The organism is Streptomyces sp. NPDC093591, assembly GCF_044764885.1.
Taxonomy (GTDB): domain Bacteria; phylum Actinomycetota; class Actinomycetes; order Streptomycetales; family Streptomycetaceae; genus Streptomyces.
In genome coordinates this window covers 238,608-262,439 of sequence record NZ_JBIWIY010000007.1, presented here as the reverse complement: position 1 = coordinate 262,439, position 23,832 = coordinate 238,608, and the positions used below count along the sequence as shown (strand labels likewise).

Sequence of the window (23,832 nt, the reverse complement as noted above, 5' to 3'; positions counted from 1 at the left end):
TCGGGCCGGCGGCGCCCCCGGGGAAGTGGCTTCATGTGATCGTCAGGACGAGTTCAGGCACCGGGAAGTGACGCGCCCGGGAAGCGGAACCCAGGGGAACCCGGCGCGGCCAGGCCGTTCAGCCCCCGAAGTCCAGCAGCACCTTGCACGACCGACTCCGGTCCGCCGCCAGCGCGAACGCCGACAGGGCCTCCCGCACCGGCACCACCGAGCTGACCAGCCCGTCGAACGAGGCCTCGGCGGCGAGCAGTTCCAGTGCCTCGTCGAACTCCCCGTCGAAGCGGAACGCCCCCCGCAGCTCGATCTCCCGGCTCACGACGAGGTTCCCCGCGAACGGACTCAGCCCCGGCGGCAGCATCCCGAGCTGCACCACGACACCCCCGCGCCGCACCAGCCGCAGACACGTGTCCAGCCCGGCGGCGACCCCCGACGCCTCGATCGCGACGTCCACCTCGGAAGGCCACCCGGCATCGCCCGGATCGTCGGCCCGTACGAGGGTGTCGGCGCCGGCGGTCCGCGCGTACTCCAAAGCCGTCGGCAGCAGGTCCGTCACCGTCACGTGTGCCGCCCCGGCCGCCCTGGCCGCCGCGACCACCAGACATCCGATGGGCCCGGCACCGGTGATGAGGACATGCCTCCCGGCCACCTCTCCGGCCCGCCGCACCGCGTGCAGTGCGACGGACAGCGGCTCGGCGAGCGCCGCCCGCCGCAGGTCGAGCCTGGCCGGGAGGGGCCTCAACTGGTCTGCGGGGACGACCACTTGGGCGGCGAATCCACCCTGCACATGCGGGAAGCGCGCCGCGCTGCCGAGGTAGCGGGTGTCCCGGCAGACGTTGCGCCGCCCGTCCACGCACTCGGGGCAGAGCGAGCAGGGCGTGGCCGGGTGGACCGCGACGGCCGTACCGGCGAGCGGACCTGATGCCCCGTCGCCGTACGACACGACCGTCCCGACCACCTCGTGCCCGAGCACCATCGGCTCCTTGAGCCGGAAGTCGCCGACCCCGCCGTGCCGCCAGTAGTGCAGGTCGGAGCCGCAGACCCCGCCGTACCGCACGGCCACCAGAGCCTGCCCGGGCCCGGGGACCGGCACCGGCAGCTCCTCCACCCGCAGGTCGTCCTGACCGTGGATCACACAACCGAGCATCCCCGCAGCCTCCTTCACAGCACGCTCGTCATGCCGCCGTCGACATACAGCACCTGCCCGCTGACGAAGTCCGCCGCCGGAGAGGCGAGGAACAGCACCCCGCCCACCAGGTCCTGCGTACGCCCCCAGCGCCCGGCCGGGGTGCGTCGCCGCACCCACGCGCTGAACTCCTCGTCCTCGACGAGGGGTTGGGTGAGCTCGGTCTCGATGTAGCCGGGGCCGAGGCCGTTGACCTGGACGCCGTGCGGGCCCCAGTCCGCGCACATGCCCTTGGTGAGCATCTTCAGCGCGCCCTTGGTGGCGGCGTAGGGGGCGATGCCGGGGCGGACGACCTCGCTCTGCAGCGAGCAGATGTTGACGATCTTTCCGTGGCCGCGTTCCGTCATCCGCCGGGCGGCCTCCCGGCCGACCAGGAACGCGCTGGTGAGGTTGGTGTTGAGGATCCGGTGCCAGTCGGAGTCCGTGAACTCCAGCAAGGGCGCGCGCAGTTGCATGCCCGCGTTGTTGACCAGGATGTCGAGCGGGCCCACCCGCTCCTCGACATCCGCGATCCCGGCGGCCACCGACGGACCGTCAGTCACGTCGAACACGGCCGTGTGGACCCGGTCGCCGGGCAGTTCGGCGGCGGCCTTCGTGAGGCGTTCGCCGTCCCGCCCGTTGAGGACCACCGTGCAGCCGGCCTCCGCCAGGCCGCGGGCGAGCGCGAGGCCGATGCCCCGGCTGGAGCCGGTGACCAGGGCCGTGCGGCCGCCGATGTCGAAGAGGGGGTGAGCCGTCATCGTCGTATCCCTAAATGATCAGCGAGAGCAGCAGGACCACACCACCGGCGACGACCGAGATGATCGTCTCCATGACGGACCAGGTCTTGATGGTCTGCCCGACGTTCAGGCCGAAGTACTCCTTCACCAGCCAGAATCCGGCGTCGTTGACATGGCTGAAGAAGAGCGAGCCGGCTCCGATGGCGAGGACCAGCAGGGCCGCGTGCGTCGTCGACATGTCGGCGGCCAGCGGGGCGACCAGCCCGGCGGCCGAGACCGTCGCGACCGTCGCCGAACCCGTCGCGAGACGGATGGCCACCGCGATCAGCCAGGCCAGCAGCAGCGCCGGGATCGACCAGTCCTCGGAGATGTCCAGAACCATCTGGCCCACACCGGTGTCGATCAGCGTCTGCTTGAAGCCGCCGCCCGCGCCGACGATGAGCAGGATGCCCGCGATGGGTGCGAGGCCCTTCTCGACCAGCGGCGAGATGCGCTCCTTGCCGAACCCGGCGGGCGCGAGCAGCGTGAAGATGCCCAGGAGTACGGCGGCGAGCAGCGCGATCATCGGGGAGCCGATGACGTCGAACACGCGCTGCACGGTGTTCTCGGGGTCGTCGATGACGATGTCGACCAGTGCCTTGGAGAGCATCAGGACGACCGGAAGGAGGATCGTGATCAGCGTGGGCCCGAAGCCGGGGAGCTTGCGCTTGCCCAATTCGCCGTCATCGGAGGGACGCTGCGCGGGGGTCTGGGGGGAACCCCCAGTTGAAGGCAGCATGCGGTCCGGGGCCGGGACGTCCACCCAGCGGGCCGCGTACCGCGAGAACAGCGGACCGGCGATGATCACGGTCGGTATGGCGACGAGGACGCCGAGCGCCAGCGTGACGCCCAGGTCGGCGCCGACCGCGTCGATCGCGACCAGCGGGCCGGGGTGCGGCGGGACCAGGCCGTGCATCACGGACAGGCCCGCGAGGGCCGGGATGCCGATGCGCATCAGCGAGTAGTTGCCGCGCTTGGCGACCATCAGCACGACCGGGATCAGCAGCACGACGCCGACCTCGAAGAACAGCGGCAGACCGATCACGGAGGCGATCAGCACCATCGCCCACGGCATCGAACGGCCGCCCGCCTTGGCGAGGATCGTGTCGACGATCTGGTCGGCGCCGCCGGAGTCGGCGAGCATCTTGCCGAGGATCGCGCCGAGGGCGATCAGCACGCCCACGCCGGCGACCGTGGTGCCGAGGCCGGTGGTGAAGCTGGCGATGGCCTTGTCGAGCGGGGCCCCGGCGATCGCGCCGAGCACGAGCGTTCCGAGGGTCAGCGACAGGAACGCGTGGAGCTTGAACTTGGTGATGAGCAGGACGATGACGGCGATGCCCGCCAGGACGGCGATGCCCAGCTGAGCGTGGCCGGCCGAGGTGATGGGCTCGACGGTGTCCGCTGCCAGCATCTCGGCGCTGAGTCTGGTCACGGGGGTTCCCTTGCAGGTACGGGGATGGGGGACGGGTGGGGGGTGCTGCCGGCGCTTGCCGGTGGTGCTGCGGCGTTACACCGGTGGGTGCCGCCGGTGTTCGCCGGTGTCAGCCGGGAAGTTCGCTCAGCGCGTTCGAGGCCCGCTCGGTGATCTCCTCCGGGCTCCCGGCGACGTCCACGGTGACTCCGGCCTCGTCGGCCTGGAGCGGCTGCAGCGTCGCGAACTGGGAGTCCAGCAGCGCGGTCGGCATGAAGTGCCCCTGCCGATGCGCCATCCGGTCCTCGATGACCTGCCGGTCGCCGGTGAGGTGCACGAACACCACCCCGGGAGCGGCGGCCCTGAGCCGGTCACGGTACGACCGCTTCAGCGCCGAGCAGCTGACCACCCCGCCGAGCCCGGCCCGCCCGTGCGCCCAGGCGCCGATGGCGTCCAGCCACGGCCACCTGTCCGCGTCGTCGAGCGGGGTACCGGCCGACATCTTGGCGATGTTGGCCTGCGGGTGGAAGTCGTCGCCCTCGGCGTACGGAACGCCGAGCCGGGCGGCGAGCAGGGGACCGATGGTGGTCTTGCCCGTGCCGGCGACGCCCATCACCACGACGACGTGGGGGGTACGCATCACTGCCTCGCTGTCTTCCTCGACATCCGACGTCGACATCCGACGTCGGCCACACTGAAACCCATTAGGTACGACGAATTCAAGAGCCTGTGACAAATAAGTCTGACTTTTTGATCCCGTGATGTGCCCCGTACGCTGAGTGCATGAGCACACCGGGCCGGGGGCTGCACGGCCATGTACTGGAAACCCTCGGCCCCGCGATCGCCGCGGGCGAGTACCCGCCGGGCAGTGTCCTGCGCACGGACGAACTGGCCCAGCGCTTCGACGTGTCGCGCTCGGTGATGCGGGAGGCGGTCCGCGTCCTGGAGTCCATGCACCTGGTGGAGTCCCGCCGCCGCGTCGGCGTCACGGTCCGGCCCAAGGCCGAGTGGAACGTCTACGACCCGCAGGTCATCCGCTGGCGCCTGGCCGGCGCCGACCGCCCCCAGCAGCTGCGCTCACTCACCGTCCTGCGCTCGGCCATCGAGCCGGTCGCGGCAGGCCTGGCGGCCAAGTACGCCACCGCCGACCAGTGCGCCGAACTCACCGAGTGCGCCCTCGGCATGGTCGCCCACTCCCGCGGCCACCAGCTGGAGGGCTACCTCATCCACGACATGGCCTTCCACCGCGTCATCCTCAACGCCTCCGGCAACGAGATGTTCGCCCGCCTCGGTGACGTCGTCGCCGAGGTCCTCGCGGGCCGCACCCACCACGAGGTGATGTTCGAGGACCCCGACCCCGCCGCGGTCACCCTGCACGTCCAGGTCGCGGAGGCGGTCCGCGCGGGCGACGCGGCCAGGGCGGAACACCTGACCCGGGAGATCACGGTGGGGGCGCTTCAGGAACTGGACATCCTGGCGCCGTAGCGGCGCTAACTCAGGAACTCCCCGTCGACGTACACCCACGCCCCCTCGACCCGCTCGAACCGGCTCCGCTCATGCAGCGACCCACCCCGGAACGAGGCGCGGAAGGTCACCGTCCCCGTGGAGTGGAACGCCGAACCCTCGGTCGTCCCCAGGATCTCCAGCCCCGTCCACCGCATCCCGGCATCGAGGTCCAGCCGCGCCGGCCGCGTCTTCGGATGCCAGGTCCGCAGCAGGTACGCCACATCGCCCTTGACGAACGCGCTGTACCGCGACCGCATGAGCGCCTCGGCGGTCGGTGCAGGCGCCGCACCGGCGTGAAAACGGCCGCAACACTTGTCGTAGGCCTCGGGCAGCCCGCACGGGCAGGAACGCGTCGTCATGCCCGCCATTGTGCTAGCCCGCCGCCCGCGTCTGCGCCCCGGGCAGCGGCGGCAGCACCGCCCCGTACACCCACGCCTCGAACAGCTCCTCCACCGGCTCGGCCGCGAAACGGGCCACATGCGAGGCGAAGGCCCCGGTCGTCACCGTGCCGTTTCGGTGCAGCTGCCCCCACGCGCGCAGCATGCGGAAGAAGGCGATGTCGCCCAGCGCGCAGCGCACCGCGTGCAGGACGAGGCCGCCGCGCTCGTACAACCGGTCGTCGAACATCGACTTGCGCCCCGGATCCGCCAGCCGCAGATCCTGCGGCATCGACGCCAGCAACCGGTGTGCGGCAGCGGCGAGTTGCTGCGCCGTACGCCCACCGGACCGCTCCGACCACAGCCACTCGGCGTACTTCGCGAACCCCTCGTTCAGCCAGATGTGCCGCCAGTCCGCGATGGACACGCTGTTGCCGAACCACTGGTGCGCCAGCTCGTGCGCGACGAGCCGCTCCGAACCCCGCGCCCCGTCCACGTGGTTGGCGCCGAACAGCGACAACCCCTGTGCCTCGACCGGGACATCGAGCTCCTCCTCCGTCACGACGACCGCGTACTCGTCGAAGGGGTACGGCCCGAACAGCTCCTGGAAGAGCTCCATCATCTGCGGCTGGCGCGCGAAGTCCCGCGAGAACTCCGGCAGCAGCTGCGCCGGGATGTGCCCGTGCTGCGGCACGCCGCCCAGCCCCGGGTCGCCCAGCAGCACCGTCTGGTACTTCCCGATCGACAGGCCGACCAGATAACTCGACGTCGGCGCCGACTGCTCGTACACCCACGTGGTCGTGGACGCCTTCGTCGTCCGGGTCAGCAGACGCCCGCCCGCCACCACCGCGTACGCCGACGGCGTGGTGATCGAGATCTGGTACGACGCCTTGTCGGCGGGCCGGTCGTTGCACGGGTACCACGACGGCGCCCCGATCGGCTGGCTCGCCACCAGCGCCCCGTCCTCCAGCTCCTCCCAGCCGAGCCCGCCCCACGGGCTGTTGACCGGCTTGGGGTTGCCCGACCAGTGCACCTCGACCGTGAAGGCCGCCCCGGCGCGGACCGGCTTGGCGGGGCGCACGCGCAGCCGCCCGCCGCGATGCGTGTAGTGCGGTTGCCGTCCGTCGACCCGGACCCGCCCGATCCGGAAGTCGGCCAGGTTCAACACGAACTCGGTGAGCGGCGCCCGTCCCGCTATGGCGTTGATCCGGGCCGTCCCCGACAGCCGGTTCGGGGCCGGGCGGTAGTCCAGCGCCAGCTCGTACCGGTGCACCCGGTAGCGGGAGTCGCCGTGCTCCGGGAAGTACGGGTCCACGCCCGCCGCCTGCTGAACTGCCACTGCTGTCTGTGCTCCCTGCGCCGTACCGCTGCCACTCCGTGCCGGTCCCCCGCCCTCCGGCTCCGAGTGGGCCGCGCTCAGGGACGCCATGCCTCGATCGGATTGCCGAGCCAACGGGTGTCGTCGGGGACGGACTCCGCGGCCATGACGAGCGACGCGGGACCCAGCGTCGTACGGGCCCCGATCGCGCTGCCGGGCAGGACGATCCCGCCAGGACCCAGCGTCGCGCCCTCACGGAGGACCACAGTATCCGTCCGCAAGATCCGGTCGTGGAAGAGGTGCGTCTGCAGCACACAACCCCGGTTCACGGTGGCCGCGTCCTCAAGCGTCACCAGATCCGTCTCCGGCAGCCAGTAGCTCTCCACCCACACGCCTTTGCCGATCCGCGCGCCGAGCCCGCGCAGCCACGCCGTCATCACCGGCGTACCCGGCACCGAACCCGCCAGCCACGGCACGGCGAGCACCTCGACGAAGGTGTCGGCGAGCTCGTTGCGCCACACGAAGCCGCTCCACAACGGATGCTCACCGCTGCGGTGCCGCCCCACGAGCAGCCACTTGGCGACGATGGACACGAGCCCCGCCACGACCCCCGCCCCGAGCAGCACCAGCCCCGCCAGCAGCGGCGCCCACACCCCCAGCGCACACAGCGCCGCCACCGTCAGCACCGCCAGCCACGCCGAGCAGAACACCGGCACGATCCGGCACAGCTCCACCAGGCCGCGCGCCCACAGCAGCCGGGCCGGCGGATCGTACGTCCGGCTCTGGTCGCCGCCGGCCGCGGCACGCGGCAGCTTCACCGGCGGCAGCCCCAGATACGACGTGCCCTTCTTGGCCTTCTTCGGCGTCGCCGACAGCACACCGACCAGCCCGCCGTCCGGCACGGTCCGCCCGGGCGCCGTCATCCCCGAGTTCCCGAGGAAGGCCCGCCGCCCGATCTCCGCCCGCCCGATCCGCATCCAGCCGCCACCGAGCTCATACGGCGCGGTCAACGTGTCGTCGGCCAGGAACGCGCCCTCGCCGACCGTCGTCAGGCTCGGCAGCGCCAGCACCGTCGACACCTCGGCGCCCCGCCCGATCCGCATCCCGAGCAGCCGCAGCCACACCGGCGTGACCAGCCCGGCGTACAGCGGGAACAGCGTCTCCCGCGAGCGGTCCATCAGCTGCGTGACCGTCCAGGCCTGCCAGCCGACCCGGCTGTGCGTCGGATGCGTGCCCTCACGCAGGCCCAGGCTCAGCAGTCGTACGGCGATCAGCAGCAGTACGGCGTACGCCAGCCCGAAGGCGAGCGTCGCCGGTACGAGAGCCAGCGCGGCGCCCGCCAGCGGCGCGTCCGGCGTGAAGAACACCCGGGCCACGAGGAACGCGGCCCCGCCCGCCAGCACGGGAAGCGCGGTCAGCGCGAAGCCGGTGAGGCCGTACATCACACGCCAGTACGTCCCGCGCCGCGGCCGGTCCTTGGGCCAGTTGCGCTTGGCCTTGCCCAGCTTGACCGCCGGAGCACCCGCCCACCGCTGACCGGTGGGAATCTGCCCCGTGACCGCCGAACCGGGCGCCACCTCCGCCCGCTTGCCCACCCGGGCACCGGGGAAGAGGATGCTGCGCGTACCGACGACGGCATGCGCTCCCACCTTCACCGCGCCGATCTCCAGCCGGTCCCCGTCCAGCCACCACCCGGACAGATCCACCTCGGACTCGACGGCCGCGCCCCGCCCCAGCTTGAGCAGCCCGGTGACCGGTGGCAGCGAGTGCAGGTCGACATCGGGCCCGACCTTGGCGCCCAGCGCCCGCGCGTACCGCTCCAGCCACGCCCCGGTCAGCGAGGTCGCCCCGCTGAACTCGGCCAGCCGCTCGGCGGTCCACAGCCGCAGATGCACACGGCCACCGCGCGCGTACCGCCCCGGCTTCACGCCCCTGAGGAGCAGCCGCGCGCCACCGGCGGCCAGCGCGAGCCGCCCCGGCGGACTGAACAGGACGACCGCCCCGAGCGCGACGAGCCACCAGGGCGCCGTCGGCAGCCACGCGTAGGCGGGCAGCAGATTCCCGAGCGCGGCCAGCGCGACCGTCCAGCGCAGCCCGAGCAGCGTGAACAGCGGGACGAGGAGCAGGAGCTGGATCACCTGCGCGCGCCGGGGCACCGGCGTGACGATCCGCTCCGCCCCGTCGTCCTGCGCGGACTCCTCCAGGTGCCGGGCCAACTTCCGCAGCACCGGCTGCTGGTAGATGTCCAGGACGGCCGCGCTCGGATAGCGCGTCCGCAGCCGCGTCGTCAGCTGCGCGGCGGCCAGACTGCCGCCGCCGATCGCGAAGAAGTCGTCGGACGCGCCGGAGACCGGGATGCCGAGCACCTCGGCCCACTGCTCGGCGAGCCACGCCTCGGTGCCGTAGAGCTGCTCGGCCGGACCACCGCTCTCGAGCCCCTCCAGCGGCCAGGGCAGCGCGTTGCGGTCCACCTTGCCCGACGTACGGGTCGGCAGCTCCTCGACCGGCGCGAGCAACGGCACGAGCGCGGCGGGCAGTTCGGCCCGCAGCTTCTCCACCGCGGCCGCGTGATCCCAGCCGTCCTGGGTGACGACGTACCCCACGAGCAGCTGATTGCCACTGCGAGCGGTCCGCACGGCGGCAGCCGCACCGGCCACCCCCGGCAGCGCCTGCAGCGCGGCATCCACCTCACCGAGCTCGATCCGCCGCCCGCCGAGCTTGATCTGCTCGTCGGCCCGCCCGAGGAAGACCAGCCCCTCCGGCTCCGCCTTGACGAGGTCACCACTGCGGTACGCCCGCTCCCAGCCCAGGGACTGAAGCGGCGCGTACTTCTCCGCGTCCTTCTCGGCGTCGAGATACCGGGCCAGCCCGACCCCGCCGATCACCAGCTGCCCGCTGCCGCCCATCGGCACGGGCTCCCCGGCCTCGTCGACGACGGCCAGCTCCCAGCCGTCCAGCGGCAGCCCGATCCGGATCGGCTCCTCCCCGCTCATCAGCGAGGCGCAGGCCACGACGGTCGCCTCGGTCGGCCCGTAGGTGTTCCACACCTCGCGCCCCTCGGTGACCAGCCGCTGCGCCAGCTCGGGCGGACAGGCCTCACCACCGAAGATCAGCAGCCGTACGTCGTTGAGGGTCTCGGGCTCCCAGAGCGCGGCCAGCGTCGGCACCGTCGACACGACGGTGATCTCCTGCTCGACCAGCCACGGCCCGAGATCGGCGCCGCTCCTGACCTGCGAGCGCGGCACCGGCACCAGACAGGCCCCGTACCGCCAGGCCAGCCACATCTCCTCGCAGGACGCGTCGAACGCGACCGACAGCCCCGCCATCACCCGGTCGCCGGGCCCGATCGGCTCCTCGGTCAGGAACAGCGCGGCTTCGGCGTCCACGAACGCGGCCGCACTGCGGTGGGAGACGGCGACGCCCTTCGGCTTCCCGGTCGAGCCGGAGGTGAAGATGATCCACGCGTCGTGCTCGACACCGGGCCGGGCGGCCGGGACCTCGGAGACGCCATGGACGGCGATCTCGTGCCCGGCCCCCACGACGGCCCGCACGTCCGCCTCCCCGAACACCAACTCGGCCCGCTCGTCCGGGTCCTCGGCGTCCACGGGGACGTACGCCGCACCGGCCGCGAGCACGGCGAGGATCGCGACGTAGAGCTCATTGGTCCCGGACGGCACCCGCACGCCCACCCGGTCACCGAGCCCGACCCCGGCCGCCGCGAGCCCGCGCCGCAGCCGGTCCACCTCGACGGCCAGCGCGCGGTAGGTGAGGCAGGTCGTGCCGTCGTCCAGGGCCGGCTCGTCCGGATACGACCGCACGGACGCATCGAAGACGTCGACGAGGGTGCGGGCGGAGGCCGCCGGACCCCCGGAGAAGCGTGCCGTGTCACCGAACCGCTGCTTGATCTCCGCGCTGAGCTCCGCACCGATCTCTTCGCCGAGCAGGCCGAGAGCGTCGCTCTCCTGTATGGCTGCCATCCGGTCCTCGCGTCTCGATCCCGGAAGCCTCCGGGGCGCTGGCGGGCCCGCAGGTCTGCCTGGGGTTGTCCGGCTCCAGCTCCGTAACAAGCCGGAAATTTTAGTACGACGCTAGGTTCGGGCCCTTCGATACGCCACTGGGAGCAGCCGTTCGGGGCGGCGGGGCGCCGACGGAACAGGCGCTGACCTGGTGATCTTCGACCGGAGGAGACTTCCCCCACACAACGGCCGAGGGCCGTGACCTCGTGGTCACGGCCCTCGCCATTTCGCGTGTCCGAGGGGGGACTTGAACCCCCACGCCCGATAAAGGGCACTAGCACCTCAAGCTAGCGCGTCTGCCATTCCGCCACCCGGACAAGGTGTCTGTCGTGCGGGGTTTCCCCCGCGGCGACAGAGGAAACATTACCAGGCTCCGCGGGGTGCCCCGATCACCCCCCGTCCCGGCGTGAACGGCGTGTGACGGGCCGCGGCCGGTCTTGGGCGGAGCCGGAGGGAGAGGGAGGATGAGGGGGACCACCAGCAGCAACAGCGCGGGAGGAAGCAGCGTGAGCGAGACGGACACGGCCAGGGGCGTCACCGGCGAGGACGAGGTCGTGGACCTCTGCCGCGAGCTGATCCAGATCGACACCAGCAACTACGGCGACCACTCGGGGCCCGGTGAGCGCAAGGCGGCCGAGTACGTGGCCGAGAAGCTCGCCGAGGTGGGCCTCGAACCGAAGATCTTCGAGTCGCACCCGGGCCGCGCCTCCACGGTGGCGCGGATCGAGGGGGAGGACCCGTCCCGGCCCGCGCTGCTCATCCACGGCCACACCGACGTCGTACCCGCCAACGCGGACGACTGGACCCACCACCCCTTCTCCGGCGAGGTCGCGGACGGGTGCGTGTGGGGGCGCGGGGCCGTCGACATGAAGGACATGGACGCGATGACCCTGGCGGTCGTCCGCGACCGGCTGCGCAGCGGGCGCCGCCCGCCGAGGGACATCGTGCTCGCGTTCCTCGCCGACGAGGAGGCCGGCGGCAAGTTCGGCGCCAAGTTCCTCGTCGACAAGCACCCGGACCTCTTCGAAGGCGTCACCGAGGCGATCAGTGAGGTGGGCGGGTTCTCGTTCACCGTGAGCGAGCAGCGGCGGCTCTATCTGATCCAGACGGCCGAGAAGGGCATGCACTGGATGAAGCTGACCGTGGCCGGCACGGCGGGGCACGGCTCGATGATCCACCGGGACAACGCCATCACCGAACTGTCGGAGGCCGTCGCCCGGCTGGGCCGGCACAAGTTCCCGGTACGGGTCACCAAGACGACCCGTGCCTTCCTCGACGAACTCGGCGACGCGCTCGGCACCGAGCTCGACCCGGAGAACATGGAGGGCACCCTCGCCAGGCTCGGCGGCATCGCCAAGCTCATCGGCGCGACCCTCAGCAACACGGCCAACCCCACGCAGCTCGGCGCGGGCTACAAGGTCAACGTCATCCCGGGCGAGGCCACCGCGCACGTCGACGGCCGTTTCCTGCCCGGGTTCGAGGAGGAGTTCCTCGCCGACCTCGACAAGATCCTCGGGCCGAAGGTCAAGCGCGAGGACGTGCACGCCGACAAGGCCGTCGAGACGAGCTTCGACGGGGCGCTCGTGGACGCCATGCAGTCCGCGCTGGTCGCCGAGGACCCGGCCGCGAAGGCCATCCCCTACATGCTCTCCGGCGGCACCGACGCCAAGTCCTTCGACGACCTGGGTATCCGGGGCTTCGGCTTCGCGCCGCTGAAGCTGCCGCCCGAGCTGGACTTCGCGGGCATGTTCCACGGCGTCGACGAGAGGGTACCGGTGGACGGGCTGAAGTTCGGGGTGCGGGTTCTCGACCGGTTCATCGATGCGTCCTGAATTGGTCCACTGAAACGACACTTCAGTATTCGGCCAGGCGTACGGGATATGGCTGGGGGGAGTGAACGCGCTCATCAGGTCGTAGCCCTATTAGTTCCTCCTCGTTACAGGTGATGCGATCAGCTACTTGTGATCGCATTGCCAACAAGGAGGAATAATGATCAAGAAGGTCGTCGCTGCTGCGGCTGCCACTGGTGGGCTGGTTCTCGCGGGCGCGGGCCTGGCCGTTGCCGACTCGGGTGCTCAGGGTGCCGCGGTGCACTCCCCGGGCATCCTGTCGGGCAACGTCGTTCAGGCGCCGGTTCACGTCCCCGTGAACGTCTGCGGCAACACGGTCTCCGTGGTCGGTCTGCTGAACCCCGCCTTCGGCAACACCTGCATCAACAAGTGACGTTGTGCCTCGCCCCGTGAATGGGGCTGAGCCCGTCGGCCCCGGAGTGCACGCCATGCGCTCCGGGGCCGACCGGCCTTTCGGAACGTCGGTCGAATTTCCGACGTCGTCCTTTCGGAACAAGGTCGAAGGCAGGTAAACAGCAAATGCGACAGGTCACCCGCAAGGGCCTGATGACCGTGGCGGCCGCGACCGGCGTCATCGCCGCCGCGGGCGGCGCCGCCCACGCAACCGGATCGGGTGCGGACGGCTCCACCTCGAACTCGCCCGGCGTGCTGTCGGGCAACACGGTGCAGGCGCCGGTGCACGTGCCGGTCAACGTGTGCGGCAACACGGTCAACGTCGTCGGGGTGCTCAACCCGGCGAGCGGCAACAGCTGCGCCAACCAGGGCGGCGGCGCGTCCGCCGGTCACGGGGACTCCGACGGCGGCTCAGGCGCGTCGTCCGGCGGGCACACCAGTGACTCACCCGGTATCGGCTCCGGCAACCACGTCGAGGCGCCGGTCCATGTGCCGGTCAACGTGTGCGGCAACAGCGTCGACGTCATCGGCATCGGCAACTCCGTCGAGGGCAACGACTGCACCAACGGCGGCGGTGGCACGGGCCACACCCCGCCGGGCGGCGGCCAGGAGAACCCGCCCGGGTCGCCGGAGCAGCCGGGCAACCCCGGAAACCCCGGCACCCCCGAGCAGCCGGGCAACCCGGAGACCCCCGGAAACCCCGGGAGCCCGCAGAACCCGGACGAGCCCAACCACCCCGGCACCCCGAGCACGCCGCCCAGCACGGGCGGCGAGACGCCGGGCGGTGGCTCCTCGGACGGGAACGACCCGGGTGCCCAGTCCGTCACCCAGCCCCAGGGCGACGCCGAGCTCGCCCAGACCGGCAGTGACCTGCCGCTGGGCCTCGTCCTGCCGGTCGGCGCGGGCGCGCTGCTGGCGGGCTCGGTGCTGTACCGCAAGGCACGGACCTCGGCGTAGGGCCCTGGCTCCGCTCCCGGTAGGCCGAAGTCGTTCGGCTTGAACGGAGCGGGCCCCGCCGTGGCGGGGCCCGCTCCGTTGTTCCTTGTCGCCTCAGCTCACCACGTGGCCCGCACCTGGCGGATGATCCGGCGGCGCAGCCGCACCCTGCGGCTGCCGTCGCGCAGCAGGCTCAGGCGGTCCAACTCCCAGTGTCCGTACTCGGCATGGTCCGTCAGCAGGCGTGTGGCGTCCTTGCGGGAGACCCCGCGCGGTACGTACACGTCGACAAATTCGTATTCCGGCATCGCATCTATTGTGCGGGCTGGGGCCCGGTACGGATAGCGTCTGCACTATGTCTGATGCTGTGCAGCCCACCGCTGCCGAGGTACGCGCCGCCGCCGAGGCGGTCAAGACCGCGCTGGACCGCCACCTGGCCGCGGTCGAACGCCGGTCGGGTGAGGACGACCCGGCCGTCTACGAGGCGTTCAACCAGCTGGCCGCGGCCGCCGAGATCTACGACGAGCTGCTCTACGACCGCTACGACGAGGTCACGCCCTTCGAGATCCCCGGTACGGAGGACGCGCTGCCGCCGTACACGGGCCCCGAGGAACCGAACGCGGTGAGCGTGCTGATCCGCCGCGACTACTCCGTGGCGGAGCCGCAGCGGCTGCTCGCGCAGGCCCAGCGGGTCGAGGCGGCGGACTACGACGCCGGCCCGGACGACATGGATGCCTCCGGCACGGTGCACGGGGCGCTGGGCCTCCTGTTCGGCGAGTTCGAGCCGGACGAGATCGCCTCCCGGCACAAGGAGTTCGGCCTGGAAGAGGGCGACTCCACGCTCTGGGTCACCGCCGCGGACGAGCAGGCCGATCCCGGCGAATGGCTGGAGGCGCCCTTCGAGGCGGTCGACCCGCAGCGGGTGGTCTGCCGCTTCGACGTCAGCGCGGTGTTCGACGACGAGCTGGACGACGTCGACGAGCCGGACGAGGACGACGAGGACGCCGACGACATCGAGGACGACCTCGACACCGAGCTGGACGAGGACGAGGACCTGGAGCCACTGGATTCGGACCGCTGAGCGGAGGCTACGGCTGTCGGAGGCGGCGGTCATGGGAGCGAGGGCTTCCGTGACCGCCGCCGCCGTCGTTCCGGCGCCGGGTCAGTCGGCCGTCGCCAGTTGGGGTGCCAGCAGCGCCTGCAGGCGGGTCGTGCGGGGCTTGGCCGGGATTTCGGCGACCGCCCGGGGGAGGGCCTGTTCCACGCCGTGGACCACGGAGAGGTGGCGGTCGGCGCGGCTGAAGGCCGTGTAGACCCAGGGACGGCTCAGGGCCTGGGCCGCGTCGCCCGGGAGGACCACGACCACCGCCGGCCAGCGGGTGCCGGCCGCCTGGTGCGCGGTCAGGGCCCAGCCGTGCCGTACGGACTGCTCCACCCGCTCCTTCGGTACGACGAGGGACTCGCCCGCGCAGGTCAGGTGCAGCCCCTCGGCGTCCGCCTTCACCACCTGGCCCGGCACCGTACGGCCCGGCGCGGGGGAGTACGCGATGCGGTCACCGGCGTCGAAGCCGCCGAAGCGGCCGGGGCCCGGGTTGAGCCGCTCCTTGAGCGCGGCGTTGAGCGCGCGTGTGCCGGCCGCCCCGCCATGGCCCGGCGTGATCACCTGGGTCTGTTCGGTCGGGACGCCGATCGCGCGGGGCACCGAGTCCGCGACGAGCTGCACGGTCCGGTGCACGGCCTCGCCCGCGTCGCGCACCGGCACGATCACGACCTCCTTGCCGGGCGCCTCGACCTGGTTCAGCTCGCCGATGCCGATACCGGACACCAGCTCGCCCAGCGGGCCGGGATCCGGTCGCCGCGAGGCGATCTGCGGGCAGGCCCGCGCCGCCAGCAGATCGGCGAACACCCGCCCGGGCCCCGCCGACCACAGCACCGCCGGGTCACCGGCCAGCACCAGCCGGGCTCCGTCCGGCAACGACTCCGTCAGCAGGGCCGCCGTCTCGACGTCCAGCTGCGGCGCGTCGAGCACGACGAGCAGATCGAGGTCGAACGCACCCTCCGCGTCCCGGCCGGGCCCCTCGGCACCGGCGAGCAGACCGGCCACGGTGGCGACGCCGGGCGCGGATTCCGCCTGCGTGGGGCCGTCCGGCCGACCGGACCCGCTCAGCAGCGCCGAGAAGCGCCCCCGGCCGACCGGGCCGTGGGTGGCCGCCCAGGCCCGCAGTCCGAGAGCGTGCGCGGCGTGCAGCAGCGCCGCCGGTTCCGTCAGGGAGGCCTCCCCGCCGGTGTGGAGCACCAGGCCGTGCGCGGCGACCGCGCGGATCAGGTCGGCGGAGGAGCCCGCGGCGGACGCGGCCTCCTGCCACTCCTCGGCCGAACCGTCCTGCTTCGGCACCGAGTTGATCAGGCGGGCCAGTCCGTCGGCGAGGCTCTCCTCCGCGAGGGCGTACCGCTCCAGGCCGACCAGGACACGGACGGGCCGTTCCTCGTCCTCCTCCGCCTCTTCGTCCCGCCGGGCGGCCGGGGCGCCGGGCTCGTCCAGGGCGTCCTGGAAGACCAGGGCCTCGCCCTCGGCCAGGGTGCTGTGCACGGCCGTGTCGGCGTCCGGCACACCCCGTTGGGCCAGCGCGGCGGTGAGCTTCGGCATCTCCAGGGCCGTGTGCCCGGCCAGGGCCGCCTGCTCCAGGAGCCAGACGGTGACCGCCCGGCCACGCCGCTCGTCGTCCGGTCCGCACTCCGCGCCGAGCAGCGCCCGCGCGAACCCGTCGGCCTGCTCCGGACGTACGCCGCCGACGCGCAGCAACTGCCAGGGATCCGCCCGCAGTTGGTCGTCCGCCCCCTCGCCGAGGACCGCGGCGACCTGCGGGGCGAGAGCCTCGGGAGCACCGCCTTCGGTCAGCACGAGGCGCACGGATTCGACGGTCTCCGCAGCAGGGCCCGCGGGCGCCTCGGCCGCCACGGGCTGCGGCCGGCGTACCGGCTCCGGGGTGGGGCGGCGCGCCGGCTCGGGCTCACTGAAGACGTTGGCCACGGGCTTCGCACCGCTCTCCACCGCCCTTACCGCGGCGAGCAGATCGGCGGCCTTCCCGCTGAGCTTGGCCCCGCTCTCGACGGGTCCCGCCTTCTCGGCCTTGCGCCGCTCGATCCGCTCCCGCTCGACCTTCTGCGCGGCGATCTCGGCCTCGGCCTCGGACAGCTGCGCCGCGGACGGCTCTGCCGGGGACGACTCGGAGGGGGACGACTCGGAGGGGGACGCCTCTGCGGGTGAGTCGCCGTCGCCTTCCTGGCCTTCCGACGACTGTGCCCCGGCGCCACCGTCACCCTCTTCGGCCGCGGAACTCCGGGCAGCGGTGTCGCCGTTGCCGGCCTCCGGCGTCCCGCCCTCGGGCGTGGCCCCCGGCGTCCCCGGCTCCGTGTCCTCCGTGGTCTCGGGCGGCTCCGTGCTCACAGCGTGCTCCAGTCGTGATCGGGATAGCGGTGCACGGGCGCCGACACGTCGTCGAGCGCCCGGCAGATCTCGTCAGGAAGACTAAGGGCCTCCACTGACAACGCCGCCGCGAGTTGCTGTGCGTTGCGCGCGCCTATCACGGGCGCGGTCACGCCGGGCCGGTCGCGGACCCAGGCGAGGGCGACCTGGAGCGGGGTCACCGCCAGCCCGTCGGCCGCTGTCTGCACGGCGTCCACGATGCGGCTCGCCGTGTCGTCGAGGTACGGCGCGACGAAGGGCGCCAGATGTTCCGAGGCGCCGCGTGAGTCGGGCGGCGTCGCGTCGCGGTACTTGCCCGTGAGCACCCCGCGCCCCAGCGGCGAGGACGGCAGCAGGCCGATGCCCAGATCCAGCGCGGCCGGCAGCACCTCGCGTTCCACACCACGTTGGAGCAGCGAGTACTCCAGCTGTGTGCTCGCCAGCCGGGTCCGTATGCCCGGCGCCGCCAGCTGCCAGGTCGCCGCCTTGGCGAGCTGCCAGCCGCAGAAGTTGGAGACGCCGGCGTAGCGCGCGCGGCCGCTGCTGACCGCCAGGTCGAGGGCCTGGAGGGTCTCCTCCAGCGGGGTGTCCGGGTCGTAGGCGTGGATGTGCCAGACGTCGACGTACTCCGTGCCGAGCCGGGTCAGCGAGGCGTCCAGCGCGGAGAGCAGATGGCCGCGCGAGCCGTCGAAGCGGCGGTCGGGGTCGGGCACGCTGCCCGCCTTCGTCGAGATGACCAGGTCCCGGCGCGGGACCAGCCCTTCTATGAGCCGGCCGAGCAGATACTCGGCCTCTCCGTCGCCGTACACGTCCGCCGTGTCGACGAGGGTGCCGCCCGCCTCCCAGAACGTCTTCAGGACGTCCGCGGCGTCGTGCTCGTCGGTGTCCCTGCCCCAGGTGAGGGTGCCGAGCCCGATCCGGGACACGCGCAGGCCGGTGCGGCCGAGATGCCTCTGCTCCATGAACGCCGAGATTACTGGCCAGAACCTGGCATGTGGGGGCCTGTGGATAACCAGTTTTCAGGACGGTCACCAGGGATCCCCACGGCCGCCGGGGCGACGCCCGCCACACCGGCCTCCCCGTGCGGGGTCCCCCGCGCTAAGGTCGGCCCCACAAGGGACGTTACTGATCGGTAAGGGGATCGGCCATGCAGCTCGGGATCAACCTCGGCTACTGGGGTGCCGGAATGGACGCGGACAACCTCGCCGTCGCGCAGGAGGCCGACCGGCTGGGATACGCCGTGTGCTGGGCCGCCGAGGCGTACGGCTCGGACGCGGCCACGGTGCTGAGCTGGGTCGCCGCCCAGACCGAGCGCATCGACGTGGGTTCCGCCATCTTCCAGATCCCGGCCCGCCAGCCCGCGATGACCGCGATGACGGCGGCAACCCTGGACTCGCTCTCCGGCGGCCGCTTCCGGCTCGGCCTCGGCGTCTCCGGCCCGCAGGTCTCCGAGGGCTGGTACGGCGTCAAGTTCGACAAGCCGCTGGCACGCACGCGCGAGTACGTCGAGATCGTCCGCAAGGCCATGACCCGCGAGCGCCTGTCCTACGAGGGGCAGCACTGGACGCTGCCCCTGCCCGGCGGCCCCGGCAAGCCGATCAAGCTGACCGTGCACCCGCAGCGCGAGCACATCCCGCTGTACATCGCCGCCATCGGCCCGAAGAACCTCGAGCAGACCGGTGAGATCGCCGACGGCGCACTGCTGATCTTCCCCTCCGCCGAGCACCTCGAGGACACGACGATCAAGTACCTGCGCGCCGGGCGCGAGAAGGCCGGCAAGACCCTCGACGGCTTCGACGTCTGCCCGACCCTCCCCCTCGCCGTCGGCGACGACAAGGACGTGGCCACGCTCGCCGACACCTTCCGTCCCTACACCGCGCTGTACGTCGGCGGCATGGGCAGCCCCAAGCAGAACTTCTACAACCAGCTCGCCCAGCGCATGGGCTACGAGAAGGAAGCCGCCGAGATCCAGACCAAGTACCTCTCCGGCGACAAGCAGGGCGCCGCGGCCGCCGTACCGCACGAGCTGATCGACAAGACCACGCTGCTCGGTTCCGTCGACCGCATCGCGGACCGCATGAAGGCCTATGCCGCGGCCGGCGTCACCACCCTGTCCCTCGCGCCCGCGGGCTTCACGCTCGACGAGCGGCTCGCCTCGCTGCGGGCCGGCACCGAGGCCCTGGAGCGTGCCGGCCTGGCGTGACGAGGGGGAAGTACCCGAAAGGGATTTTCTGCGGCCGTGGTGGGGGCTCGGGGGGTCTTCCCCGCCACGGCCGTCACGCAGAACAACGCGCGCGTGGCCGCGCGGTTACGCCCCCTACGTGACCCGGCTGGTCATTCTTTTGGCGGAGTTGTCCGACACAGCTGTTGCAGTGCCTCTCTCGCCGCATTTGACTCGTTCTTTGCGGAATCCTGCGGAGTCCGGAGTCCGGCGTCCTGCACCCTGCGGAGAGGTGTCCAACGATGCTTTCGGCCAAGAGTCTGTTCCAGGAGATCCTCGACAACGACGAGTCCTTCCGCCTGTTCTGCTCCATCGCGGCCAGCGGGGAGTCCCAGGGCGGTTGGGAGAACGCCCGTATCGCCGCGCTCGTCCCCCAGAGCGAGCGCCCCCTCGCACCCAAGATCACCCGGCACGGCGCGGACGAGGACAAGCACGGGCGGATCTTCAACGCCCTCATGAAGAAGCGCGGCCTGGAACCGGTGCCCGTCCCGCCGGAGACCGACTACACGATGCTCTTGGAGAACCACGGCATCGGTCTCGCCCACGACAAGCTCAAGAGCGACGAGCCGCTCACCGTCCAGGACATCGTCACCTACCTCTCGCACAGCAGGGTCACCGAGCAGCGCGCCTCGGAGCAGATGGAACTGCTGCGCAAGCACTTCGCCGACCACCCCGACCTCGGCCGCGCCGTCCGGATGATCTCCGCCGACGAGGACAACCACCTCGCCTACTGCCACGAGGAGTTGCTGCGCTTCGCGGCCCAGGGACACGGCCGGGCCATCCAGCGGACGCTGCGCGAGTGCGCGCTCGCGGAGATCCGGATCTACCGGGACGTCAGCCTCGCGGTCATGGACCACATGGGGCGCATCCTCGGCTGGCCGAGGGCGAAGGCGGCCGTGCTCGCCGCGGGCATCCACGCCGTGTACGCCTGGGAGCGGGCCGCGGGCTGGCGGCGCATGGTGTCCCTGAAGATGCCGGAGCGGCGCGACGCACTCGGCGGACCCGCCACCTCGGCGCCCGAGTTCGCCTGACGCCCAGGCCCCCGCGACCGGCCCGCCGACCTCGCCCCTACAACCAGCCCCGCCTCTTGAACAGCCGGTACAGCAGCACCTCCAGGCCGGCCAGGACGGCGATCAGTACCGGATACGACCACTGCCAGCTCATCTCCGGCATGTGGTCGAAGTTCATGCCGTAGATCCCCGCGATCATCGTGGGGATCGCGGCCATGGCCGCCCACGCGGAGATCTTGCGCATGTCGTCGTTCTGCCGGACGCTCATCTGCGCGAGATGCGCCGACAGGACGTCGGAGACGAGCCGGTCCAGGCCCTCCACGGACTCGTTCACGCGCGTGAGATGGTCGCTCACGTCCCGGAAGAAGGGCTGCGCCTTCTCTTGCACGAAGGGCACGCGCGCGCCGAACATGCCGGTGCCCGCGAGCCGGGACAGCGGCTGCGCCAGAGGGCCGGTGGCCCTGCGGAACTCCAGGATCTGCCGCTTGAAGGCGTAGATGCGGGACGCCGTGTGCCGGGAGCCGCCGCCGGTCGGCGAGAACACCTCCGTCTCCAGCTCCTCCAGGTCGGTGCTCAGCTCGCCCGCCACCTCCACGTAGTGGTCGACCACGGCGTCGGCGATCGTGTACAGCACGGCCGTGGGACCGTGCCGGAGCATCTCCGGCTCGTGTTCGAGACGCTGCCGTACGACGCCCAGGGGCGCCTCCTCGCCGTGCCGGACCGTCACCACGAACGAGTCGCCGATGAAGACCATGACCTCGCCGGCGGAGACGATGTCGCTCTTCGGCTCGTACCCGACCGGCTTGATGACCATGAACAGCGAGTCGTCGTACACCTCCAGCTTCGGCCGCTGATGCGCCTTCAGGGCGTCCTCGACGGCCAGCGGATGCAGTTCGAACTCCTGCGTGACCTGGTCGAACTCCTTCTCCGTGGGCTCGTACAGGCCGATCCACACGAACGCGTCGTCCTGCAGACGGCACAGACCCAGCGCGTCGGAGAGGTCGTCCGGCCCTTCCGTCCGGCGCCCGTCCCGGTAGATGGCGCAGTCGACGATCACGGAGCGTATTCTCCCGCCGTCCGCCCGATGGCGCACCCCCTGGTGCGCCTACGCTGGGCGCCATGCCCACGCTGATCCTGGTCCGGCACGGACGCTCCACCGCCAACACCGAGGGGGTGCTCGCCGGGTGGACGCCCGGCGTCGCCCTCGACGAGCGCGGGGCCGCGCAGGCCGCCGCCCTGCCCGAACGGCTCGCCCGGCTCCCGATCTCCGAGGTCGTCACGAGCCCGCTGCAGCGCTGCCAGGAGACGATCCGGCCGCTGCTGGAGGCCCGGCCCGAGCTCACCGCCCACACCGACGAGCGGATCGGGGAGTGCCACTACGGCGACTGGTCCGGCCGCAAGCTCGCCGAGCTGGCGGACGAGCCGCTGATGGAGGTCGTCCAGGCGCACCCCTCGGCGGCGGCGTTCCCCGGCGGGGAGTCGATGCGGGCGATGCAGACCCGGGCCGCCGAGGCCGTACGGGAATGGAACGCGCGCGTGGAGCGCGATCACGGCGCCGACGCCGTGTACGTGATGTGCTCGCACGGCGACATCATCAAGTCCCTTGTCGCGGACGCACTCGGTCTTCATCTCGACCTCTTCCAGAGGATTTCCGTTGAACCGTGTTCCATCACCGCGATCCGCTACACACGCCTGAGGCCGTTCCTCGTACGCCTCGGGGACACCGGCGATTTCGCGTCCCTCGCCCCTCGCGAGGAACCGCCGGCCGACGACGCGACGGTCGGGGGCGGCGCGGGCGCACCGTGATCGTCCGGCGCAGTAGGGTGAAGCGGTCGAAGTAGCGCCCGTACTCACGTTTTCGCCGTACTCACGATTCGCCGTACTCACGATTCCAATGGAGACAGGACGTGTCCCGTCAGGTGTTCCTCTACGACCCCCCGGACCGTTTCGTGGCCGGTACGGTCGGGCTTCCCGGACGCCGTACGTTCTTCCTCCAGGCCACCGCAGGCTCCCGGGTGACCAGCGTGGCCCTGGAGAAGACCCAGGTCGCCGCCCTCGCCGAGCGCATGGACGAGCTGCTCGACGAGGTCGTACGGCGTAGTGGCGGCAGCGCCGCAGTCCCCGCCGTGGCGCCCTCCGAGATCGCCGACACCGCCCCGCTGGAGGCGCCCATCGAGGAGGAGTTCCGCGTCGGCACCATGGCCCTGGCCTGGGACGGCGAGGAACAGCGCATGATCGTCGAGGCGCAGGCCCTCGTCGAGCTCGACGCCGACACCGAGGAGGACCTCGCCGAGGCCGAGGAGCGGCTCCTCCAGGACGAGGAGAACGGGCCCCCGATGCTGCGGGTCCGGCTCACCGGCGCGCAGGCGAGAGCCTTCGCCAAGCGCGCCCTGGACGTCGTCAACGCCGGGCGGCCGCCGTGCCCGCTGTGCAGCCTCCCGCTCGACCCGGAAGGACACGTATGTCCGCGCCAGAACGGATACCGCCGCGGAGCGTGACCCCGGTGGACCTGCTCGCCGAGGGCGAGCTGACCGTGCGCGGGCGCATCCGCGAGGCGTCCAACGCGGCGCTGTTCTGCACGGTCGCGTACGAGGGGCAGGAGGCGTCCTGCGTGTACAAGCCGGTCGCCGGTGAGCGGCCGCTGTGGGACTTCCCCGACGGGACGCTCGCGCAGCGCGAGGTCGCCGCGTACGAGGTCTCCGAGGCGACCGGCTGGGGGCTCGTACCACCCACCGTGCTGCGGGACGGACCGTACGGCGAGGGCATGGTCCAGCTGTGGATCGACGTGACGCCCGAGGCCGAGCTGCTCGCCCTGGTCGACGGCGAGGAGCCCGAGCCCGGCTGGAAGGCGATCGGCTTCGCCGAGGTCGGCGAGGGGAAGACCGCCCTGCTGGTGCACGCCGACGACGAGCGGCTGCGGCGGCTCGCCGTCCTGGACGCCGTGATCAACAACGCCGACCGCAAGGGCGGGCACCTGCTGCCCACCGAGGGCGGCCATCTGTACGGCATCGACCACGGCGTCACCTTCAACGTCGAGAACAAGCTGCGGACACTGCTGTGGGGCTGGGCCGGGGAGCCGCTGACGGCGGAGGCGGCCGAGGTGCTCGGTGCCCTGCGGACAGGGCTGAAGGAGGGCGGTGAGCTGGCCGTACGCCTGGCCGGACTGATCACCGCCGCCGAGGTGGACGCCACGCGCGCGCGTGTCGAGGCGCTGGTGACGTCCGGGAAGCATCCGGAACCGGGCGGGGAGTGGCCGGCGATTCCCTGGCCGCCGGTCTAGCCCGGCCCTTCTCCAGGCCACGGCCTTCCGGCTCGCCACGGCCCCCCGTCCAGCAGCACAACGGCCGGTATCGCGCAAGAAGGCCTTACCGGCCATCCGCCCCGGTC

General features: G+C 71.8%; 21 protein-coding genes and 1 tRNA gene. 10 read left to right on the top strand and 12 right to left on the bottom strand.

Features of this window, described 5'->3' with window-relative positions:
- Positions 1 to 118 precede the first annotated feature (118 nt).
- From ACIREI_RS17295 to ACIREI_RS17280, 4 genes are all read right to left on the bottom strand, one after another.
- On the bottom strand, positions 119 to 1,144 hold the full coding sequence (locus ACIREI_RS17295) for an L-idonate 5-dehydrogenase (RefSeq protein ID WP_403333433.1): 1,026 nt from the start codon (positions 1,142 to 1,144) through the stop codon (positions 119 to 121).
- Between the two features lie 14 nt (positions 1,145 to 1,158).
- A complete protein-coding gene (locus tag ACIREI_RS17290) occupies positions 1,159 to 1,923 on the bottom strand; it encodes an SDR family oxidoreductase (protein WP_403333431.1) in 765 nt (254 codons plus the stop codon).
- A gap of 10 nt (positions 1,924 to 1,933) precedes the next feature.
- Positions 1,934 to 3,373, bottom strand: a complete 1,440-nt coding sequence (locus tag ACIREI_RS17285; protein ID WP_403333429.1) for a GntP family permease — start codon at positions 3,371 to 3,373, stop codon at positions 1,934 to 1,936.
- A gap of 109 nt (positions 3,374 to 3,482) precedes the next feature.
- Entirely contained in the window at positions 3,483 to 3,992 is a 510-nt protein-coding gene (locus ACIREI_RS17280; RefSeq protein WP_403333427.1) for a gluconokinase, read from the bottom strand.
- A gap of 143 nt (positions 3,993 to 4,135) precedes the next feature.
- Here ACIREI_RS17280 and ACIREI_RS17275 point away from each other — a divergent pair, with 143 nt between their 5' ends.
- On the top strand, positions 4,136 to 4,837 hold the full coding sequence (locus ACIREI_RS17275; protein ID WP_403333425.1) for a FadR/GntR family transcriptional regulator: 702 nt from the start codon (positions 4,136 to 4,138) through the stop codon (positions 4,835 to 4,837).
- Positions 4,838 to 4,842: 5 nt separating this feature from the next.
- Here ACIREI_RS17275 and ACIREI_RS17270 read toward each other — a convergent pair whose 3' ends face one another.
- From ACIREI_RS17270 to ACIREI_RS17255, 4 genes are all read right to left on the bottom strand, one after another.
- The gene (locus ACIREI_RS17270) at positions 4,843 to 5,217 is read right to left on the bottom strand and encodes a YchJ family protein (protein WP_403333423.1); all 375 of its coding nucleotides are present in this window, start codon (positions 5,215 to 5,217) and stop codon (positions 4,843 to 4,845) included.
- A 13-nt stretch (positions 5,218 to 5,230) separates the two neighbouring features.
- Complete coding sequence (locus ACIREI_RS17265) at positions 5,231 to 6,574, bottom strand: M1 family metallopeptidase (protein WP_403333421.1); 1,344 nt, start codon at positions 6,572 to 6,574, stop codon at positions 5,231 to 5,233.
- Positions 6,575 to 6,651: 77 nt separating this feature from the next.
- Positions 6,652 to 10,530: a Pls/PosA family non-ribosomal peptide synthetase gene (locus ACIREI_RS17260; protein ID WP_403333419.1), complete on the bottom strand. Its 3,879-nt coding sequence runs from the start codon at positions 10,528 to 10,530 to the stop codon at positions 6,652 to 6,654.
- 271 nt (positions 10,531 to 10,801) lie between these two features.
- A tRNA-Leu gene (locus tag ACIREI_RS17255) sits at positions 10,802 to 10,886 on the bottom strand.
- A 189-nt stretch (positions 10,887 to 11,075) separates the two neighbouring features.
- Here ACIREI_RS17255 and ACIREI_RS17250 point away from each other — a divergent pair.
- The 3 genes from ACIREI_RS17250 (at position 11,076) to ACIREI_RS17240 (ending at position 13,769) form a co-directional block, all read left to right on the top strand.
- A complete protein-coding gene (locus tag ACIREI_RS17250) occupies positions 11,076 to 12,401 on the top strand; it encodes a M20/M25/M40 family metallo-hydrolase (protein ID WP_403333417.1) in 1,326 nt (441 codons plus the stop codon).
- A 157-nt stretch (positions 12,402 to 12,558) separates the two neighbouring features.
- Positions 12,559 to 12,792, top strand: coding sequence for a chaplin ChpH (chpH, locus tag ACIREI_RS17245; RefSeq protein WP_302001893.1), 234 nt, complete (start codon positions 12,559 to 12,561; stop codon positions 12,790 to 12,792).
- A gap of 146 nt (positions 12,793 to 12,938) precedes the next feature.
- Positions 12,939 to 13,769 carry a chaplin family protein gene (locus tag ACIREI_RS17240; protein ID WP_403333415.1) on the top strand — a complete coding sequence of 277 codons (831 nt, stop codon included), beginning with the start codon at positions 12,939 to 12,941 and terminating at the stop codon, positions 13,767 to 13,769.
- Positions 13,770 to 13,867: 98 nt separating this feature from the next.
- Here ACIREI_RS17240 and ACIREI_RS17235 read toward each other — a convergent pair whose 3' ends face one another.
- The gene (locus ACIREI_RS17235) at positions 13,868 to 14,056 is read right to left on the bottom strand and encodes a DUF5703 family protein (protein WP_005485166.1); all 189 of its coding nucleotides are present in this window, start codon (positions 14,054 to 14,056) and stop codon (positions 13,868 to 13,870) included.
- A gap of 47 nt (positions 14,057 to 14,103) precedes the next feature.
- On the opposite strand from ACIREI_RS17235, the gene ACIREI_RS17230 reads away from it, so the two are divergent.
- Positions 14,104 to 14,829, top strand: a complete 726-nt coding sequence (locus tag ACIREI_RS17230; RefSeq protein ID WP_403333413.1) for a hypothetical protein — start codon at positions 14,104 to 14,106, stop codon at positions 14,827 to 14,829.
- A gap of 81 nt (positions 14,830 to 14,910) precedes the next feature.
- On the opposite strand, the gene ACIREI_RS17225 is transcribed toward ACIREI_RS17230, so the two are convergent.
- Positions 14,911 to 17,196 carry a helix-hairpin-helix domain-containing protein gene (locus ACIREI_RS17225; protein ID WP_403333411.1) on the bottom strand — a complete coding sequence of 762 codons (2,286 nt, stop codon included), beginning with the start codon at positions 17,194 to 17,196 and terminating at the stop codon, positions 14,911 to 14,913.
- On the bottom strand, positions 17,193 to 18,176 hold the full coding sequence (locus ACIREI_RS17220) for an aldo/keto reductase (RefSeq protein ID WP_403333409.1): 984 nt from the start codon (positions 18,174 to 18,176) through the stop codon (positions 17,193 to 17,195). Before ACIREI_RS17220 ends, ACIREI_RS17225 begins: the two co-directional genes overlap by 4 nt.
- 185 nt (positions 18,177 to 18,361) lie before the next feature.
- On the opposite strand from ACIREI_RS17220, the gene ACIREI_RS17215 reads away from it, so the two are divergent.
- Together ACIREI_RS17215 and ACIREI_RS17210 are read left to right on the top strand one after the other, a co-directional pair.
- A complete protein-coding gene (locus ACIREI_RS17215) occupies positions 18,362 to 19,417 on the top strand; it encodes an LLM class F420-dependent oxidoreductase (RefSeq protein ID WP_403333407.1) in 1,056 nt (351 codons plus the stop codon).
- A gap of 260 nt (positions 19,418 to 19,677) precedes the next feature.
- Positions 19,678 to 20,466, top strand: coding sequence for a ferritin-like domain-containing protein (locus tag ACIREI_RS17210; RefSeq protein WP_403333405.1), 789 nt, complete (start codon positions 19,678 to 19,680; stop codon positions 20,464 to 20,466).
- Between the two features lie 37 nt (positions 20,467 to 20,503).
- On the opposite strand, the gene corA is transcribed toward ACIREI_RS17210, so the two are convergent.
- Positions 20,504 to 21,502, bottom strand: a complete 999-nt coding sequence (corA, locus tag ACIREI_RS17205; protein ID WP_403333403.1) for a magnesium/cobalt transporter CorA — start codon at positions 21,500 to 21,502, stop codon at positions 20,504 to 20,506.
- Between the two features lie 62 nt (positions 21,503 to 21,564).
- Between corA and ACIREI_RS17200 the strand changes: the two genes are divergently transcribed.
- The 3 genes from ACIREI_RS17200 (at position 21,565) to ACIREI_RS17190 (ending at position 23,725) form a co-directional block, all read left to right on the top strand.
- Complete coding sequence (locus ACIREI_RS17200) at positions 21,565 to 22,251, top strand: histidine phosphatase family protein (RefSeq protein WP_403333401.1); 687 nt, start codon at positions 21,565 to 21,567, stop codon at positions 22,249 to 22,251.
- Positions 22,252 to 22,352: 101 nt separating this feature from the next.
- Positions 22,353 to 22,943, top strand: coding sequence for a DUF3090 domain-containing protein (locus tag ACIREI_RS17195; RefSeq protein ID WP_403333399.1), 591 nt, complete (start codon positions 22,353 to 22,355; stop codon positions 22,941 to 22,943).
- Positions 22,907 to 23,725, top strand: a complete 819-nt coding sequence (locus tag ACIREI_RS17190) for an SCO1664 family protein (RefSeq protein WP_403333397.1) — start codon at positions 22,907 to 22,909, stop codon at positions 23,723 to 23,725. Before ACIREI_RS17195 ends, ACIREI_RS17190 begins: the two co-directional genes overlap by 37 nt.
- Positions 23,726 to 23,832: the final 107 nt, after the last annotated feature.

Bases quoted from the DNA above. Each gene is read 5' to 3' on its own strand.
- ACIREI_RS17295 (WP_403333433.1), bottom strand. From the start codon at position 1,144: ATGCTCGGTTGTGTGATCCACGGTCAGGACGACCTGCGGGTGGAGGAG.
- ACIREI_RS17290 (WP_403333431.1), bottom strand. From the start codon at position 1,923: ATGACGGCTCACCCCCTCTTCGACATCGGCGGCCGCACGGCCCTGGTC.
- ACIREI_RS17280 (WP_403333427.1), bottom strand. From the start codon at position 3,992: ATGCGTACCCCCCACGTCGTCGTGGTGATGGGCGTCGCCGGCACGGGC.
- ACIREI_RS17275 (WP_403333425.1), top strand. From the start codon at position 4,136: ATGAGCACACCGGGCCGGGGGCTGCACGGCCATGTACTGGAAACCCTC.
- ACIREI_RS17270 (WP_403333423.1), bottom strand. From the start codon at position 5,217: ATGACGACGCGTTCCTGCCCGTGCGGGCTGCCCGAGGCCTACGACAAG.
- ACIREI_RS17260 (WP_403333419.1), bottom strand. From the start codon at position 10,530: ATGGCAGCCATACAGGAGAGCGACGCTCTCGGCCTGCTCGGCGAAGAG.
- chpH (WP_302001893.1), top strand. From the start codon at position 12,559: ATGATCAAGAAGGTCGTCGCTGCTGCGGCTGCCACTGGTGGGCTGGTT.
- ACIREI_RS17240 (WP_403333415.1), top strand. From the start codon at position 12,939: ATGCGACAGGTCACCCGCAAGGGCCTGATGACCGTGGCGGCCGCGACC.
- ACIREI_RS17235 (WP_005485166.1), bottom strand. From the start codon at position 14,056: ATGCCGGAATACGAATTTGTCGACGTGTACGTACCGCGCGGGGTCTCC.
- ACIREI_RS17230 (WP_403333413.1), top strand. From the start codon at position 14,104: ATGTCTGATGCTGTGCAGCCCACCGCTGCCGAGGTACGCGCCGCCGCC.
- ACIREI_RS17220 (WP_403333409.1), bottom strand. From the start codon at position 18,176: ATGGAGCAGAGGCATCTCGGCCGCACCGGCCTGCGCGTGTCCCGGATC.
- ACIREI_RS17215 (WP_403333407.1), top strand. From the start codon at position 18,362: ATGCAGCTCGGGATCAACCTCGGCTACTGGGGTGCCGGAATGGACGCG.
- ACIREI_RS17210 (WP_403333405.1), top strand. From the start codon at position 19,678: ATGCTTTCGGCCAAGAGTCTGTTCCAGGAGATCCTCGACAACGACGAG.
- ACIREI_RS17200 (WP_403333401.1), top strand. From the start codon at position 21,565: ATGCCCACGCTGATCCTGGTCCGGCACGGACGCTCCACCGCCAACACC.
- ACIREI_RS17190 (WP_403333397.1), top strand. From the start codon at position 22,907: ATGTCCGCGCCAGAACGGATACCGCCGCGGAGCGTGACCCCGGTGGAC.